Annotated in this window: 14 protein-coding genes; 8 read left to right on the top strand and 6 right to left on the bottom strand. The window is 62.3% G+C overall.

The features are described 5' to 3' along the window. Positions 1–5 precede the first annotated feature (5 nt). Together dtd and pip are read right to left on the bottom strand one after the other, a co-directional pair. Positions 6–446, bottom strand: a complete 441-nt coding sequence (gene dtd, locus BMX62_RS07675) for a D-aminoacyl-tRNA deacylase (protein ID WP_090206855.1) — start codon at positions 444–446, stop codon at positions 6–8. Then, positions 443–1,399 carry a prolyl aminopeptidase gene (pip, locus tag BMX62_RS07670; RefSeq protein WP_090206851.1) on the bottom strand — a complete coding sequence of 319 codons (957 nt, stop codon included), beginning with the start codon at positions 1,397–1,399 and terminating at the stop codon, positions 443–445. The genes dtd and pip overlap by 4 nt, the downstream gene beginning before the upstream one ends. A 465-nt stretch (positions 1,400–1,864) precedes the next feature. Between pip and BMX62_RS07665 the strand changes: the two genes are divergently transcribed. The 4 genes from BMX62_RS07665 to BMX62_RS07650 all read left to right on the top strand — a co-directional run bounded on the left by BMX62_RS07665 (position 1,865) and on the right by BMX62_RS07650 (position 5,708). Next, entirely contained in the window at positions 1,865–2,590 is a 726-nt protein-coding gene (locus BMX62_RS07665; protein WP_090207037.1) for an LOG family protein, read from the top strand. A gap of 174 nt (positions 2,591–2,764) precedes the next feature. Beyond that, positions 2,765–4,009, top strand: coding sequence for a glycosyltransferase family 4 protein (locus BMX62_RS07660; protein ID WP_090206844.1), 1,245 nt, complete (start codon positions 2,765–2,767; stop codon positions 4,007–4,009). A gap of 10 nt (positions 4,010–4,019) precedes the next feature. After that, positions 4,020–4,538 (top strand): phosphatase PAP2 family protein, encoded by a 519-nt coding sequence (locus BMX62_RS07655; RefSeq protein ID WP_090207032.1) that lies wholly within the window; start codon positions 4,020–4,022, stop codon positions 4,536–4,538. A 150-nt stretch (positions 4,539–4,688) separates the two neighbouring features. Continuing rightward, positions 4,689–5,708: a methyl-accepting chemotaxis protein gene (locus BMX62_RS07650; protein WP_090206841.1), complete on the top strand. Its 1,020-nt coding sequence runs from the start codon at positions 4,689–4,691 to the stop codon at positions 5,706–5,708. Between the two features lie 17 nt (positions 5,709–5,725). Here the strand turns inward: BMX62_RS07650 and BMX62_RS07645 are convergent, their stop codons facing one another. Beyond that, a complete protein-coding gene (locus BMX62_RS07645; protein WP_090206838.1) occupies positions 5,726–6,079 on the bottom strand; it encodes a hypothetical protein in 354 nt (117 codons plus the stop codon). Positions 6,080–6,270: 191 nt separating this feature from the next. On the opposite strand from BMX62_RS07645, the gene BMX62_RS07640 reads away from it, so the two are divergent. Further along, positions 6,271–7,398 carry an efflux RND transporter periplasmic adaptor subunit gene (locus BMX62_RS07640; RefSeq protein WP_162273518.1) on the top strand — a complete coding sequence of 376 codons (1,128 nt, stop codon included), beginning with the start codon at positions 6,271–6,273 and terminating at the stop codon, positions 7,396–7,398. Then, positions 7,395–10,424: an efflux RND transporter permease subunit gene (locus tag BMX62_RS07635; RefSeq protein ID WP_090206830.1), complete on the top strand. Its 3,030-nt coding sequence runs from the start codon at positions 7,395–7,397 to the stop codon at positions 10,422–10,424. The genes BMX62_RS07640 and BMX62_RS07635 overlap by 4 nt, the downstream gene beginning before the upstream one ends. A gap of 24 nt (positions 10,425–10,448) precedes the next feature. Here BMX62_RS07635 and BMX62_RS07630 read toward each other — a convergent pair whose 3' ends face one another. Beyond that, positions 10,449–13,130, bottom strand: a complete 2,682-nt coding sequence (locus tag BMX62_RS07630) for a bifunctional acetate--CoA ligase family protein/GNAT family N-acetyltransferase (protein ID WP_090206827.1) — start codon at positions 13,128–13,130, stop codon at positions 10,449–10,451. Positions 13,131–13,318: 188 nt separating this feature from the next. On the opposite strand from BMX62_RS07630, the gene BMX62_RS07625 reads away from it, so the two are divergent. Then, a complete protein-coding gene (locus tag BMX62_RS07625; RefSeq protein WP_090207029.1) occupies positions 13,319–14,248 on the top strand; it encodes a histone deacetylase family protein in 930 nt (309 codons plus the stop codon). 57 nt (positions 14,249–14,305) lie between these two features. Here the strand turns inward: BMX62_RS07625 and BMX62_RS07620 are convergent, their stop codons facing one another. Then, positions 14,306–14,863, bottom strand: coding sequence for a thioredoxin family protein (locus BMX62_RS07620; RefSeq protein ID WP_090206824.1), 558 nt, complete (start codon positions 14,861–14,863; stop codon positions 14,306–14,308). 24 nt (positions 14,864–14,887) lie between these two features. Then, positions 14,888–15,916 carry an NADP(H)-dependent aldo-keto reductase gene (locus BMX62_RS07615; RefSeq protein WP_090207026.1) on the bottom strand — a complete coding sequence of 343 codons (1,029 nt, stop codon included), beginning with the start codon at positions 15,914–15,916 and terminating at the stop codon, positions 14,888–14,890. Between the two features lie 262 nt (positions 15,917–16,178). On the opposite strand from BMX62_RS07615, the gene BMX62_RS07610 reads away from it, so the two are divergent. Beyond that, positions 16,179–16,325: helix-turn-helix domain-containing protein (locus BMX62_RS07610; protein WP_202906236.1), on the top strand; the 147-nt coding region annotated here is incomplete at its 3' end.

Below are 16,325 nucleotides of genomic sequence, written 5' to 3'. Positions count from 1 at the left end.
GCCGGTTAGCGGGCCTCAATCCAGAAGGTCACCGGTCCGGCATTGGTCAGCGAGACCTGCATGTCGGCGCCGAAGCGGCCAGTGGCCACCAGGGGCCAGTTGGCTTGCGCTTGTGCGACCAGTTCAAGAAACAGCATCCGCCCTGTGGCAGGATCTGCCGCCGGGGTGAAACTGGCCCGCATGCCCTTGCGGGTATCTGCCGCCAGAGTGAACTGGGGCACCAGCAGCAGGCCCCCGCCGGTGTCCCGCAGACTCAGATTCATGCGCCCCTGTTCGTCCTCGAACAGTCGATAGCCCAATATCCGCGTCAGCAGACGCGCCACCTGAGCCGGGCCATCCTCTTGCACCACCCCCACCAGCGCCAGGATGCCGGGACCGATCTCGCCGATGGTCTCGCCATCGACCACCACCTGAGCCTGGCTGACCCGCTGTAACAGGGCGATCATGCCAGACGATCCGCCAGGGTCTGGGTGGCCGCCACCAACGCCTGGGCAATGCCCGGTTCGCTGGCTGCATGGCCGGCAGTGGGGATGATGGTCAACTCGGCTTCCGGCCACACCTGATGCAAGGCCCACGCCTGGTCCACCGGGCACACCACATCGTAGCGTCCGTGGATGATATGGCAGGGAATATCCCGTAGACGCCCGGCATCACGGAGCAACTGCCCAGGTTCCAGAAAAGCCCCGTGGTGAAAGTAGTGACACTCGATGCGGGCCAGTCCCAAAGCCGTGAAGGGATCCTGAAAATGGCTCACCACCGCCGGATTGGGGGTCAACGTGGCGGTACGTCCTTCCCACTCTGACCAGGCCTTGGCCGCGGCCATGCGGGCCACCTCATCTGCCCCGGTCAGGCGCTGGTAATAGGCAGTCACCAGGTCACTGCGCTCGGCTTCGGGAATCGGCGCCAGATAGTCGGCCCAATGATCGGGAAACAGGCGTCCGGCACCCTCCTGGTAGAACCATCGAATATCCTCGTCACGACACAGGAAAATGCCCCGCAACACCATGCCCAGCACCCGCTCGGGATGGGTCTGGGCATAAGCCAGGGCCAGGGTGGACCCCCAGGAGCCACCGAACAGCACCCAGCGGTCGATCCCCAGATGCTCGCGGATGCGCTCCATATCCGCCACCAGATCCCAGGTGGTATTGCTTTCCAGGCAGGCATGGGGTGTAGAACGACCACAGCCACGTTGATCAAACAAGATGACACGATAACGATCCGGATCGAAAAAACGCCGATGCCAGGGTTCGCATCCCCCACCGGGACCACCATGCAGAAACACCACCGGCAGCCCTTTGGGATGTCCGCACTCTTCCAGATGAAGACGATGGGGTGGGTCCACATCCAGATGCCGGATGCGATAGGGACGACAATCAGGAAACAGGGGGTCGACAGACATGAGAAAAAACCTTCTGGGGTTCAACAAGAGGCTCAAGGCATGGGTGTAGGAAAATCCCTACAGGTTTTTGCACCAAAACTTGGTTTTTTGGGGAATTTGGGTGGTGTTACCCACCCCGTCCCCTATGGAATCATATACCCACGGTACGGGAAGTACCTCACCGGTCTCTTTTCAATCACCGGGCCTGGATGGACCTCCTCCTGCCAGGGATGGCGGGAGTCTTTTCCTCAAGGAAAGACTTGCCAGGGATTCCGCTCTATGGGTATCTTCGGCGGTCATGTCCAGCCTGATCCCACCTTCTGTCATCCCAACCCGAATCGACTCAGGGCTGGTGTCCTGCTGTTTCTCGTACCGCCATTGCCGTCTGTTGCAACGGGCGGTCGGCGATGGCCATATCCTTCAACTCAAACCCATACAGGAGGACGCGAGCCTTGCCCTGAAGGTCGGGGTTTCTCGCGGGAAATGATGAAGAGTCACGAACGCGCCAGCCATCCAGGATTGCAGCCCATGGATGACACCATGCTCACCCACGAAAGCTGGAAAATATTCCAGATCATGGGAGAGTTCGTGGAAGGATTCGAGCGCCTTGCCCGCATCAAGCCATCGGTAAGCATCTTTGGCTCTGCCCGCATCCCTCCCGAACATCCTACCTACGCCCTTGCAGAGGAGATTGCCCGGCAACTTTCCGACGCGGGTTTTGCCGTGGTCAGTGGCGGTGGCCCTGGCATCATGGAGGCGGCCAACAAGGGGGCTTTTGCCGGCAAATCTCCCAGCATTGGCCTGAATATCCAGTTACCCCACGAGCAGACCGCAAATCCCTATCAGGATGTTTCCCTGGATTTTCGGCATTTTTTCTCCCGTAAGGTGATGTTTGTTAAATATGCTTCTGCCTATGTGGTACTCCCCGGAGGCTTTGGCACCCTGGATGAACTGGCGGAAATTCTCACCCTGGTCCAGACCCAAAAGACCCGGCGCATTCCCATCATTCTGGTGGGTAGCCAGTTCTGGCAAGGGTTGCTGGAATGGTTTGAGAATACTCTGGTGACAGAAGGCACCATCGGCAAGGAAGACCTGGACCTTTACATGCTGGTGGACGACGCCAAATCGGTGGTGGACGCGATCTTCAACTTCTATGAATATGGCGGCCTGGAACCCACCTCCGAGGAAAAACAGCGGTTGATGGACTTGTAATACCGCAAACAGGTTCCAATCCCGTATCATTCTGCCCCCTTAACGAACCGGCGCCCTTGAGCAGCAGGCTCGCAACCGGATTGAGGCGGGTGTCAACCGTTCTTCACGCCTTCTTCATCAACCTGAAAACCAATCCGCCTAGCATCGGGGCGACCTGTCCACACTGGAAGCCCCATGCAACCCGCCCAAAAGCCCCTGGAATCCGGGACGACCGCGCCGAACTGTGTTTCGGAAGCCGCCAACCAACAGCCTCATCTGGTCGCAGTACCCAGGCGGTGTCTGCGCATTGCCATGGTCACCGAGACCTTCCCCCCCGAGATCAATGGTGTGGCCCATACCTTGCGTCAGATGGTTCACAGCATGCTGGAGCGCGGGCATGCAGTTCACCTGATCCGTCCCCGTCAGGGTAAGAAGGATCACGGTACCCTGACACCTCAGGAGAACCTGCGGGAGCAACTTACGCCAGGTCTGCCCATCCCTGGCTACCCCGGCCTGCATTTTGGCTTGCCGGCCCGAGGCGCCATTCGCAAGGCATGGTGTACCCATCCGCCCGATGTAATCTATGTGGCTACCGAAGGTCTGCTGGGTGGCTCTGCCCTGTCCGCAGCCCGATCTCTGGGTATCCCGGTGATCAGCGGCTTTCATACCAATTTTCACCGTTATAGCCAGTATTACGGCCTGGGGTTCATGGCACCGGTGATCAGTGGGTTTCTGCGACGCTTTCACAGCCGTACTGATTGTACTTTGGTCCCCACGGACACCCTGCAGGCAGAACTTCAGCAACAGGGTTTTGGTACCTGTCGGATCCTGGCCCGGGGTGTGGATACCCGTTTGTTTAACCCGGCGCGCCGTCGATCTGATCTACGTGCTCAGTGGGGGCTTGAACCCAATGACCCTGCGGTGATTTATGTGGGTCGCCTGGCCGCAGAAAAGAATCTGCAACTGGCAGTAGAGGCTTTTCGCGCCATGCAGGTCCATCAACCCCGCGCCCGTTTCATCCTGGTGGGTGATGGACCTGCCGCGGCTGAACTACGCGAACAACACCCGGACCTGATCCTGGCGGGGGTACATATCGGTGAAGATCTGGCTGGCTACTATGCCAGTGGCGACATCTTCCTGTTCCCATCCATTTCAGACACCTTCGGCAACGTGGTCCTGGAAGCCATGGCTTCGGGGCTGGCGGTGGTGTCCTACAACTACGCTGCAGGACGCCAGCATCTTCGCCATGGTGAAAGCGGCTTGCTGGCTCACTTTGATGATGCTGAACACTTCAGGCAATTGGCCACCGAACTGGTGGTCGATCCCGATATTTGGAGACGCCTGGGTATCCAGGCCCGCGCCGAGGCCGAGACAGTGGACTGGCGCTGTGAGCATGACCGACTGGAAGCCCTGTTTCTTGAGTTTGCCCAAGCCAAGTGAGGTGTTCCCCATGCGTATGATGCAGCGAATGACCGAAGTCGAATTACCTCTTTGTTTGATCTTCAATCGGGCCAATCGTCAGTGGCTGACCCATCGGGTGTTTGCCGTGGTCAGTCGTCTGGGCAATGGGGTGTTCTGGTATGTATTGATGCTGGCTCTGCCCATCATCCATGGTCTGTGGGCGCTACAGGTGAGCTTGCACATGGCTCTGGTAGGCCTGCTCTGCCTGCCTATTTACCGGATCCTGAAGCAGACCACGGTTCGCGAGCGCCCCTACACCCAAAATCGGGACATCCTGCAGAATGTGCCGGCCCTGGATCGTTTCAGCTTTCCTTCCGGGCACACCATGCACGGAGTAGCCTTCACTATCATTTTGGTAGCCTATTTGCCCGCTTGGGCCTGGCTGGTGATTCCTTTTATGGTGATGATCGCCCTGTCGCGGTTAGTATTGGGTTTGCACTATCCCAGCGATGTGTTGGCAGGGGCCATGATCGGTGCCTTGGTGGCCTGTACCAGCCTGATGCTGTAATCCTCTGGCTAATCAAGCCGCACAACGACGAAGGACTCGCAGTTGTGAGTCCTTCTTGCAGACGGCATGAACCTGGTAGCCTGGAACCCACCTCTCCCGTATCATTCTGCCCCCTTAACGAACCACAATACCGGGGGTAACCAAGGTCTGATGCAGGATAACAACATTCTCACGCTGGCTTATAAACTCTCTGAAACCACCCGCAACAAGGTGGACCTGATCGAAAAAATCATGCGCCAGACCCAGATCCTGGCACTCAATGCACGCATCGAGGCCGCTAGGGCTGGGGTATCCGGTGCCGGATTCGGCGTTGTTGCCCAGGAAATCAGTCATGTATCCACCCGCATCAACCAGATCGCTGCAGATTTTCGCGGGGATGTGGACCATTACGCTACCCAGATTCAGGAGGCCGGTACCCGTATGAGTACCGAGTTGCGGGGCAGACGGTTTACCGATCTTGCCCGAAATGCGATAGAACTCATCGACCGCAACCTGTTTGAGCGTTCCTGCGATGTGCGCTGGTGGGCCACTGACAGCGCTCTGGTGGCGTTGGTGGAAAACCCCGAGGATCAGGCGCTGCAGTCATTGGCGTGCAGTCGTCTTGCAACCATTTTGCGTTCTTATACGGTCTATCTGGACCTGTGGGTGATGGACAAACATGGCAGGGTGATCGCCCAGGGACGCCCGGACATCTATCCTCAGGCGCTGGGATATGACGCATCTTCCATGCCCTGGTTTCGTCACGCCATGACAACCCGCAACGGTGATCAGTTTGCCATGGCCGATATTGATACCCATCCCGCACTGGACGATACCCCCACCGCCACTTATGCCACAGCCATTCGCAGTCAGGGTGAGACCTATGGTGAAGCCCTGGGTGTTCTGGCCATCTTCTTTGACTGGGCGCCTCAGGCCCAGGCCATTGTTTCCGGCATTGCCCTGGATGAACATGAGCGAAGCCATTGCCGCGTCATGCTGCTGGATGCACAGCACCGGGTGATCGCCGATTCCCAGGGCAATCCCTCTCTCAAGGAAGTGTATTCATTCAATCCGGGCAGCCGGGACAAGGGCTACGATCTTCTTGAGCATCGTATGGTGGCCTTTGCCCGGACGCCAGGATATGAAACCTATGAGGGAATGGGTTGGTTTGGTGCCATCGAGTACCATTGATCTCGCCGACGCTACGATCAGGGTTGGCCGATGCCCGAGAGGATGGAGTCCCGGGTAATGACTTCCCGCATCACCCGGCTCTCGGGATGCCTCCCGCCGCAGATATCCAGCACCCGGCCATCGGCCAGGTGGGCTTCGATGTTGTAGCCCAGACCCGGTTCATGATTGAGGGTGATGGTGCGGGTCTCGCCGGCTCGCAGCTGCAGCAGGGTGGTGTGTTGTTCGGTGTCCACATTGGCATAACCGATCTCCACCGTGGGGATGGTTTCGCTGGTGCGATTTTGCACATGCACGATGATGGCGCGCTCGGGCAGGGCCAGTTCCGGGGTGGTGGCCCAGAGGGTGATGCCGATACCCGCGACCAACGCCATGGGTATGAGTAGCCAGAGTGTCCAAGAGCCGGAATCGTTCATCAGCACAGACTAATTCATCAGCCCGCCCCTGTCATTGATCACCAGCAATGGGGCGCTTGTCCGCCCCCGCCCGAAGTTGGCCTCATCCCTGTTATGCTGGCACCATGCCTTGTCTGATCCTCACCCGTCCTCGCCAAAGGAAAGAACGGATGCCTCCTCTTGTCTCCCGCCGAGTCTGGTTGCCTTGCGTGTTTTCCCTGCTTGCCGTCCTGCTGGTTGCCTGCGGCGGCCCACCCGAACCAGAGTCCGAGCCCCGGGTGCGCCCGGTGATGGCGGTGGAACTAGAAAGCCCGACGGGACTGGCGGCACGCAGTTTCAGCGCCCGGGCCGAGGCGGCGGAACGGACCGGCCTGGCCTTCCGGGTGTCCGGCCAGGTGGTCTCGGTGCGGGCGGATCTGGGGGATTACGTGGCCGCCGGCACCGAGCTGGCACGACTGGATGACCGGGATTACCGGCTCAAGGTGCGTGAACTGGAAGGGCAGCTGGCGGCCGCCGAAGGCAAACTGACGGAGGCCCGGGCGAATTTCGAGCGGGGCCGCACCCTGGTGGCCGACGGCACCATCAGCCGTGCCGATTTCGACCGTCTTCAGGCCGGTTTTCAACAGGCCCGGGGGCAGCGGGATGCCCTGGCCGAAGGGCTGGCCACGGCCCGGGCGGCGCTGGAGGACACCGTGCTGCGGGCGCCCTTCAATGCCCATGTGGCGGTGCGTGCCGTCGAGCCTTTCGAGCAGGTAAGCCCCCAGCGGGTGGTCTTCGTGCTGGATGGACTGGACATGATCGAACTGCGGGTGGGCATGCCGGAGACCCTGGTGGTACACCGTGAGCGCCTGAAGGCGGTGGACGTGCATTTTGCCGCCCTGGGCCGCGACTATGCCGGTCATGTCCGGGCCATCGGGGTGGACGTGGACGAGGATACCCAGACCTATCCGGTGCGCATCGCCGTGCCGAATCCGGACCGGATGATCCTGCCGGGCATGACGGCCCGGGTGGACTTTCGCGCAGCGCTGCCGGAAGGGGTGGATGCCGATTATTTTCTGGTGCCGTTGACGGCGGTGACGGAACATCGGGGTGATCATCATGTCTGGCGTCTGGATGAGGCGGATGAACGGGTACACCGGGTCCCGGTGAGTCTGGGGCCTTTGGAGCGGGACGGCATTCGTGTCCGGGGAGATCTGCAGCCCGGTCAGCGGGTGGTGGTGGCCGGCGTGCAGCATCTGGAGGAAGGTCAGCGGGTGCGGTTGCTGACCGAGGATGATATCCGGGGGGCACGCCGATGAACGCCGCTGTCTGGGCCATCGCCAATGGCCGTTTCGTGGGTTTCGTGGTGGCGCTGCTGGTGCTGGTGGGCATCGTTGCCTATACCCAGCTGGGGCAACTGGAAGACCCTGAGTTCACGGTACGCACCGCGGTGGTCTACACCGAATATCCCGGTGCCCGGGCGGTGCGGGTGGAACAGGAGGTGACCGAGCGCATCGAACTCAAGATTCAGCAGATGGGTTCGCTGGAGCAGGTGGAGTCCTACAGTCGGGACGGGGTATCGGTGATCTTCGTGGACATCCAGGAGCGCCATGGCCCCGACCAGTTGCGCCAGATCTGGGATGAATTGCGCCACAAGGTCAACGAGGCGGCGCTGCGCTTGCCGGAGGGGGTCGTCGGTCCCTTTGTGGATGACGAGTATGGGGATGTGTTTGCCATGCTGCTGTCCCTCACCGGGGAAGGGTACGGGTACGACGATCTGGATCGCATCACCGATACCGTGCGCCGTGAGTTGTTGCGGGTGCCGGGGGTGGCCAAGGTGGAGATCTTCGGTGCCCAGGGGGAACGGGTGTTCGTGGAAACCTCCCGGGACAAGATCGCCGAGATGGGTCTGACCCCCCATCTGGTGGTGCAGGCCCTGAACCGTCAGAACGTGGTGGCCCCGGCCGGGTTCGTGGAACTGGGGCCCCGGCAGGTGCGGATCTTCGCCAGCGGGGTGTTCGAGTCCCTGGAGCAGATCCGGGATCTGGCCATCCGCAGCCCGGTCACCGGCAATCTGGTCTATCTGCGGGATTTTGCCGAGGTGCGCCGGGGGTTTGCCGATCCCCCCGAGGCCCTGCTGCGCCATGATGGCGCCCCGGCCCTGGCCATCGGCATCGTGCCCACCTCGGGGGTGAACGTGGTGGACCTGGGCCGTCTGGTGAACGAACGCCTGGACGAGATCACCCGCGGCCTGCCGGTGGGCATGGCCTTCGGTGTCATCGCCGACCAGCCCCGGGAGGTGCGCACGGCAATCAACGCATTCATGGTCAATCTGGTGATGGCGGTGGTGATCGTCATTGCCGTGTTGCTGATTTCTCTGGGGCTGCGCACCGGGCTGATCGTGGGTTCCGGGGTGCCGTTCACCATCCTGGCCACCTTCATCGCCATGTGGATCACCGGCATCGACCTGCATCGGGTGTCCCTGGGGGCGCTGGTGATCGTGCTGGGCATGATGGTGGACAACGCCATCGTGGTGGCGGAACTCACCTATGTGAAGATGCAACGGGGCCTGGATCGTCTGGAGGCGGCCCGGGAGGCGGTGGCCGAGACGGCCTGGCCGCTGCTCTCCGCCACCCTGATCGCGGTGCTGGCCTTCTCCCCCATCGCCCTGACCCATACCGCCACCGGGGAATTCACCCGTTCCCTGTTCTGGGTGGTGGGTTTTAGTCTGTTGCTGAGCTGGGTGCTGGCCATCACGGTGACTCCGGTGATGTGCCATCGCTGGATGAAGGTGAGCGCCAGCGGCGAAGGGCAGGACCCCTATGGGGGACGGCTGTACGGCGGGTTTCGCACCCTGCTCCGCGGGGTACTGGTCTGGCGGCGCACGGCGGTGGCCACCTTCGTGGGCCTTTTGATCGTGGCGGTGCTGGGTTTCATGCTGGTGCCGCAGATCTTCTTCCCGCCGGCGCAGCGGGCCCAGTTCATGGTGGATTACTGGTTGCCCGAGGGCAGCCGGATCACCCATACCGCCGCCGACATGGCGGCCATCGAAAGCTGGCTGGGTGCCCGGGAGGAAGTGGCGACGGTGACCGCTTTCATCGGCGAGGGTACCCCCCGTTTCTATCTGCCCATGCTGCCGGAAAGCCCCAATCCCGCATTTGGTCAGATCCTGGTCAATTTGCATGAGGTCGGGGATCTGGAGCCGATGATGGCCCGGACCCTGGATTTTGTGCGGGAGGGGTTTCCCGATGCACAACCCCGGGTGCGGCCCATGCAGTTGGGCGATCCGGTGCGCTATCCGGTGATGCTGCGTATCCTGGGGCCGGACCGGGAAGTGTTGCGGGCACTGGCAGAGGAGGCTTCAACCCGGCTGCGGGCCGATCCCCGGGTGGCCCATATCCACCCCAACTGGCGGGATAGAACCCCGCAAATCCAGGTTCAGGTGGACCAGGAACGGGCCAGGCGCGCCAATGTCACCAGCGCCGCCGTGGCCGAGGCCCTGGCCACCGCCTTTGCCGGCCAGGCCATCGGCGTCTACCTGGAAGACGACAAACGCATCCCCATCGTATGGCGTTTCCCCCTGGAGGAGCGTACCGATCCCACCCGGGTGGAGACCATGGTGATCTGGCCGGAGCAGGGAAACCGCCCGGTGCCGTTGTTGCAGGTGGCGGATGTTTCCCTGGTCTGGGACGATGCGGTGATCTGGCGTCTGGACCGGGAGCGGGCACTGACCCTGCAGATGGATCTGGTGCCCGGCGTCACCGCCCATGAGGTGGTGCGGGATCTGGCCCGCGTGGTGGCGGATCTGCCGTTGCCGGTGGGATATCGCCTGGACTGGGACGGGGAGGCGGCCAAGTCCGCCGAGGCCCAGCGGGGGGTTCTGCAGCCGGTGCCGGTGGTGCTGGGTCTGATGGCGCTGGTGCTCATGGCTCAGTTCAACAGCTATCGCCGTTCCCTGATCATCCTGCTGACCGTGCCCCTGGGGGTGGTGGGGGTCAGCGCCGGCCTGTTGTTGCTGCAGCAGCCCTTTGGTTTCATGGCCCTGCTGGGGGTGATGAGCCTGTCGGGCATGATCATCAAGAATGCCATCGTGATGGTGGAGCAGATCGACCTGGAGATGGAGCGGGCAGCGGATACCCGTCAAGCCCTGGTGGAGGCGGCGGTGAGCCGCGTCCGGCCGGTGATGCTGGCGGCCCTGACCACGGTGCTGGGCATGATCCCCCTGGCCCTGTCCGGTCCGTTCTGGGCGCCCATGGCCATCGCCATCATGTTTGGCCTGGCCCTGGCCGCCCTGCTGACCCTGCTGGCGGTACCCCTGTTCTATGCCATCCTGTTTGGTCGCTGACGCGGGCGGCCCGGCCTGGTGAGGTCAGAGCCGCTTGCTCACCACCTTGATGCCGTCATCCTCGGTGCTGTTGCGGGAGGTGAAGCCCAGCCGGTGCATGAGGGCGATCATGTTGGTGTTCTGGGTCAGTACCTCGCCCTCCATGGTGCGCAGGCCCCGGGAGCGGGCCACGTCCATGAGTTCGTTCATCAGGTGAGAACCAATGCCCCGGCCCTGCCATTCGTCCGCCACCACCAGGCCGAATTCGCAGCTCTGCTGGTCCGGGTTGGCGGTGTAGCGGGCCACGGCAATCTGCAGTTCCGAGCCGTCCGGCTGTTCACGCACCGCGATCAGGGCCATCTCCCGGTCGTAGTCGATCTGGGTGAAGCGCACCAGCATGTGGGGGGTCAGCTCATGCACCGCCTGCATGAAACGGAAGTAGCGCGCCTCCGGTGAGAGGTTGCGCACGAACTCCTGCTCGATCCTGGCGTCTTCTGGCCGGATGGGACGAATGGTCAGATTGATGCCGTCCGGCAGTTGCCAGTTGTTCACCAGATGGGCGGGGTAGGGGTGGATGGCCATGTGGGCGTAGCGGTCCGGCATCGACGGCGGATAGTCCACGGAGATGCGGGCATCCACCGCCGCCAGTCCCCGTTCGTCGGCGATCAGGGGGTTGATGTCCATGTCCTGAATCTCTGGCAGTTCACAGACCATCTCCGACACCCGCAGCAGCACCTGCTCCAGGGCCTCGTCGTCCACCGCCGGCATGTTGCGGAATTCCTTGAGCAGTCTGGCCACCTTGGTGCGGGCGATCATGCCCTCGATGATGACCTCGTTGAGGGGCGGCAGGGCCACGGCCCGGTCCTTGATGACCTCCACGGACGTGCCGCCGGCACCGAAGCTGATCACCGGGCCGAACACCGGGTCCCGCAATACGCCCACCATCAGTTCCCGGCCATAGGTGCTCTTGTGCATCCGCTCGATGGTGACCCCATTGATACGGGCATCGGGGCGCAGGCGCCGGGCATCATCGATCATGGTTTGAAAGGCACTGCGCACGGAATCTGCACTGGCGATGTTGAGTCGCACCCCCTGCACATCGGATTTGTGGGTGATATCGGGGGAGTCGATCTTCATGGCTACCGGATACCCCACGGTGCCGGCGGCCACCAGGACTTCACTGGGGGTGTTGGCCCGCATGGTCTGGGTGACTGGAATGCGAAAGGCGGACAAAATGGCCTTGGATTCCATGGTGCTCAACACCTTTCGACCTTCCGACAGGGCGCTTTCGATGATGAGCCGGGCGCCCTGCACATCGGTACGGGTGCGGTCGGACAGAGGGCTGGGCACCTGAAGCAGCAGGCGCTGGTTGCGCTTGTGGGCCGCCAGATAGGCAAAGGCTTCCACCGACGCTTCCGGGGTGGTGAAGTGGGGCAGGCGTTCCTTGGTGAAATGTTCCCGGGCGGCCCGAACCTGATTGTCGCCCATCCAGCAGGCCAGTACCGGTTTTTGAGCCTTGCGGGTCAACGGTGTGATGGCCTGGGCCACCCCCAGGGGATCGGTCATGGCCTGAGGGGTGAGCATGACGATGGTGCCGTCCACGCCATCGTCATCCAGACAGGCCTTAAGGCCGGACTCGAAGCGTTCGGCGTCGGCGTCCCCCAGCAGGTCCACCGGGTTGCCGTGGGACCATTGGGCTGGCAGGGCCTTGTTCAGGCTTTCCATGGTGGCGGCACTGAGTTGAGCCATGGTGATGTCCAGTTCCACCGCCCGGTCCGTGGCCATGACCCCCGGGCCGCCCGCGTTGGTGACGATGGCCAGCCGGTTGCCTTCGATCCGGTAACCACTGGAAAGGATGCGGGCCGCGGAGAACAGCTGCTGGATGGTCATGGCCCGTACTGCACCGGCCCGCTCCAGAGCGGCAGCAAACACATCATCGGCACCCACCAGGGCGCCGGTATGGGACATGGCGGCCCGGGAGCCTTCCGCATGGCGGCCAGATTTGACGACAATCACCGGCTTCATGCGGGCCGCCGCCCGCAGGCCGCTCATGAAGCGTCGGGCGTTGCGGACCCCCTCCACGTAGACCAGGATGCTGCGGGTCTCCCGGTCCAGGGCCAGGTAGTCCAGCACGTCGCCGAAATCCACGTCCGAGGCATCCCCCATGGAGACCACGGCGGAAAAGCCGATTTCCTGGCTTTCCGCCCAGTCCAGGATGCCGGTACAGATGGCGCCGGACTGGGACACCAGGGCCAGGTTGCCGGGCAGGGCCCGGTTCTTGCTGAAGGTGGCGTTCATGCCCCGGCTGGGTCGAATGATGCCCAGGCAGTTGGGGCCGATGAGGCGCAGGTCGTACTCCTTGGCAATCTCCATCACTTCCTGTTCCAAGCGCTTGCCCACCCGGCCACTTTCGGCAAAGCCGGCGGACAGGACCACAGCCCCGCGAACGCCGTGTTCTCCACAATGACGCAGGATGCCGGGCACTGTGCGGGCCGGGGTGGCCACCACCACCATGTCCACCGGACGGCCAATGGCTTCCACATCCGGGTAAGCCTTGCGGCCCTGGACAGTCTCATGCCTGGGATTGACCGGATAGAGTTCACCCTTGAAGCCAGCGTCGATAAGGTTGCCAAAGACCAAAGTGCCAAGGGCGTTGGGCCGTTCGCTGGCGCCGATGACGGCCACGCTGCGGGGGTTGAAGATGCGGCTGAGAAAGTGTGGTCCCATGATGCGACGGTCAATACCTCTGAGTGAATGTTCTTCCGAGTATAGTACGGCAGATGCTGCAGTGCGGAACAAGCGTTTATTCAGCAGGGCTTTTATTCCCTTCCTCGCTTTCATCCCCTTCCTCCGGGCCTCTTTTTGCTGCACTGCTTCGGGGTAACATGGTCATGACTACAAAGGAGCCGATGACCATGACCATCGCATTCATTACCCATTACGACTGCACCCTGCACCGGGTGGCCACCCATCATCCCGAAGTGCCGGAGCGGCTGGCGGCCATCGACGACCGTATGCTGGCCTCGGGGTTGAGCATGTTGCTGCGCCATTACGATGCTCCCCTGGTCACCCGTGATCAGCTGCTGCGGGTTCATGCCGAGGATTATATCGACTGGGTGGAAGCTTCGGCACCGGGTGCCGACGGGATGGTCTGTCTGGATGACGGGGATACGGTGATGACCGAGCATACCCTGCAGGCGGCCCGACGGGCGGCGGGGGCGGTGGTGCTGGCGGTGGACCTGGTCATGGGCGGCGAGGCCAAATCGGCCTTCTGCAGTGTGCGCCCCCCAGGCCACCATGCAGAGCGGGCCAGGGCCATGGGGTTTTGCATTTTCAATAATATTGCAGTGGGGGCTGCCCATGCTCTGGAACGGCATGGGCTGGAGCGGGTGGCCGTGGTGGATTTCGATGTGCATCACGGCAACGGCACGGAGGAGATCTTCCGTAACGAGCCGCGGGTGATCTTCTGTTCCACGTTTCAGCATCCCTTCTATCCCTTTACCGGCACGGAGGTAGATACCGACCATATCGTCGGCGTGCCGCTGGCCAGAGGGACCACCGGGACGGAATTCCGCGAAGCGGTGGCGGAACACTGGCTGCCGGCCCTGGAGGCCTTCCGGCCTCAGCTGATGATGATTTCCGCCGGTTTTGATGCCCATCGGGAGGAGGATATGGCGGATTTCATGCTGATCGAGGACGACTATGCCTGGGTGACCCGCAAGCTGAGGGAGATCGCCCTGCGCCATGGGGAAGGGCGGGTGGTGTCCTGCCTGGAGGGGGGCTATGCCCTGTCGTCCCTGGGGCGGTCGGCCTGTGTGCACGTGGATGCCCTGATCGGGCCGTGACGGTGCGCCAGCCCTGGCCCTTCTCCCCCGACCGGGGGAGAAGGGCGGCGTGTCAGGCTATGACTTCCACTTGATGTTGCAGCCCAGGCTGGGTGTCTGGTCCTGGGGCGCCGGCTGCCCCGCCAGCAGGGCGTCGGCGGCGGCCCGCAGGTCAGCGCCGGTGACCGGGATGTCGCTGCCGGGCCGGGAAGCATCGAACTGCCCCCGGTAGAACAGCCGCCGATCCCCGTCGAACAGATAGAAGTCCGGCGTGCAGGCAGCGTCATAGGCCCTGGCCACTTCCTGGGTCTCGTCGAACAGGTAGGGGAAGGTGTAGCCGAAACGACGGGCCTCGTCCTTCATCTTTTCCGGGCTGTCTTCCGGGTAATTGTCCACATCATTGGCATTGATGGCGATGACCGCCAGCCCCTTTTCCGTATAGGCGCGGCCAAAACGGGCGAACTCGTGCCGGATCAGCTGCACGAAGGGGCAGTGATTGCAGATGAAGGCGATGACATAGCCCTTCGCATCGGGAAAGTCATCCAGGGACACCCGCTTGCCGGTGCTCGGGTCGGGCAGGCTGAATGCCGGGGCCTGGGTGCCCAGTTCCAGCATGTTTGATTCGGTTCTTGCCATGGTGGCTTTGTCCTCGTGATGGGGTCATGGGCAGGGGATGGTGTGGCGCTGATGCACCGATTCGATCTCCTCCAGGACGGCTTGGCTCAATGTGATCTCCAGGCTGGCGATGTTCTCTTCCAGTTGTTCCAGCCGGGTGGCGCCGATGATGTTGCTGGTCAAAAAGCTGCGGCTGTTAACGAAGGCCAGGGCCATTTGGGCCGGTGACAGTCCGTGGCGCCGGGCGATTTCCACATAGGCGCGGGTGGCGGCCACGCCGGTGTCCCCGGAGTAGCGGGAGAAGCGGGAGAACAGGGTCAGGCGGCCATCGGCGGGGGGGGATTCCAGGTATTTGCCGCTCAGGGCACCGAAGGCCATGGGGGAATAGGCCAGCAGACCCACCTGTTCCCGGTGGGCCATTTCCGCCAGCCCCACTTCAAAACTGCGGTTGAGCAGGTTGTAGGGGTTCTGGATGGACACGATGCGAGGCAGATTCTGGCCCTCGGCCACGCGCAGATATGCCATCAGGCCCCAGGGGGTCTCGTTGGAGATGCCGATGGTGCGTACCTTGCCGGCCTTGACCATGTCCCCCAGTACCGCCAGGGTTTCGACGATGGGGGTGTCATCGGCTTCCGGCTGATGCTCGTAGCCCAGCTTGCCGAAGTAGTTGGTGCTGCGCATGGGCCAGTGGATCTGGTACAGGTCCACGTAATCGGTCTGCAGGCGCTGGAGGCTGTCGTGCAGGGCCTGCTCCAGGTGAGCGCGGTCGAGTCTGGGGCCGCCGCGGATATGCTCCAGTCCGGGACCGGCGGCCTTGGTGGCGATCACCAGATCGTCCCGGCGCCCTCGCCGGGCCAGCCAGTTGCCCAGATAGGTTTCGGTGCGCCCCTGGGTCTCGGCCCTGGGGGGTACCGGGTAGAGTTCGGCGGTGTCGATGAAGTTGATGCCGTGATCCACGGCCATGTCCAGTTGGCTGTAGGCCTCGGCTTCGGTGTTCTGTTCGCCCCAGGTCATGGTGCCCAGGCAGAGCAGGCTGACCTGGATGTCCGAGGTGCCCAGCGTTCTGTATTGCATGATGTCCTCCCGTCCGGCATGGTGATTCAGCAAAAACCCGCGTGAACCCTCGCCCACTCGGGCGGGGAGGTCAGCGGGGGCCGCGCAAGCGGCCCTATTTTTGTGTCTTCTGCCCCTGAACATAGGCTTTCAACGTTGTGACGCTGTGCCGCCCTCGTCGGTAGACTGCATCCGCACTCACTTGAAATCCCCCGTTATAGCTATTAATCTATGGCTATTGTAGCAGCGAGCACTGACATGCTGAAGGCCACAAAGATTACGCATCTACCCCACGACCGAACAGGCGGCATTTCTGAACTGCCAGTTCGGCGCGGTGCGCTTTGTCTATAACACCGGCCTTCGCATCATATCCCATCGCTACCAACACCACGGCCAGTCGTTGAGCGCCAAACACGACATCAAGAAACTG

This window comes from Ectothiorhodospira magna, assembly GCF_900110965.1.
Taxonomy (GTDB): domain Bacteria; phylum Pseudomonadota; class Gammaproteobacteria; order Ectothiorhodospirales; family Ectothiorhodospiraceae; genus Ectothiorhodospira; species Ectothiorhodospira magna.
This window is presented reverse-complemented; position numbering and strand designations above follow the sequence as displayed.

Excerpts from the sequence above, each read along its gene's own strand:
- BMX62_RS07655 (WP_090207032.1), top strand. The coding sequence starts at position 4,020 with ATGCGTATGATGCAGCGAATGACCGAAGTCGAATTACCTCTTTGTTTG.
- BMX62_RS07640 (WP_162273518.1), top strand. The coding sequence starts at position 6,271 with ATGCCTCCTCTTGTCTCCCGCCGAGTCTGGTTGCCTTGCGTGTTTTCC.
- BMX62_RS07635 (WP_090206830.1), top strand. The coding sequence starts at position 7,395 with ATGAACGCCGCTGTCTGGGCCATCGCCAATGGCCGTTTCGTGGGTTTC.
- BMX62_RS07645 (WP_090206838.1), bottom strand. The coding sequence starts at position 6,079 with ATGGCGTTGGTCGCGGGTATCGGCATCACCCTCTGGGCCACCACCCCG.
- BMX62_RS07630 (WP_090206827.1), bottom strand. The coding sequence starts at position 13,130 with ATGGGACCACACTTTCTCAGCCGCATCTTCAACCCCCGCAGCGTGGCC.
- BMX62_RS07620 (WP_090206824.1), bottom strand. The coding sequence starts at position 14,863 with ATGGCAAGAACCGAATCAAACATGCTGGAACTGGGCACCCAGGCCCCG.
- dtd (WP_090206855.1), bottom strand. The coding sequence starts at position 446 with ATGATCGCCCTGTTACAGCGGGTCAGCCAGGCTCAGGTGGTGGTCGAT.
- BMX62_RS07615 (WP_090207026.1), bottom strand. The coding sequence starts at position 15,916 with ATGCAATACAGAACGCTGGGCACCTCGGACATCCAGGTCAGCCTGCTC.
- BMX62_RS07650 (WP_090206841.1), top strand. The coding sequence starts at position 4,689 with ATGCAGGATAACAACATTCTCACGCTGGCTTATAAACTCTCTGAAACC.
- BMX62_RS07665 (WP_090207037.1), top strand. The coding sequence starts at position 1,865 with ATGAAGAGTCACGAACGCGCCAGCCATCCAGGATTGCAGCCCATGGAT.
- BMX62_RS07625 (WP_090207029.1), top strand. The coding sequence starts at position 13,319 with ATGACCATCGCATTCATTACCCATTACGACTGCACCCTGCACCGGGTG.
- pip (WP_090206851.1), bottom strand. The coding sequence starts at position 1,399 with ATGTCTGTCGACCCCCTGTTTCCTGATTGTCGTCCCTATCGCATCCGG.
- BMX62_RS07660 (WP_090206844.1), top strand. The coding sequence starts at position 2,765 with ATGCAACCCGCCCAAAAGCCCCTGGAATCCGGGACGACCGCGCCGAAC.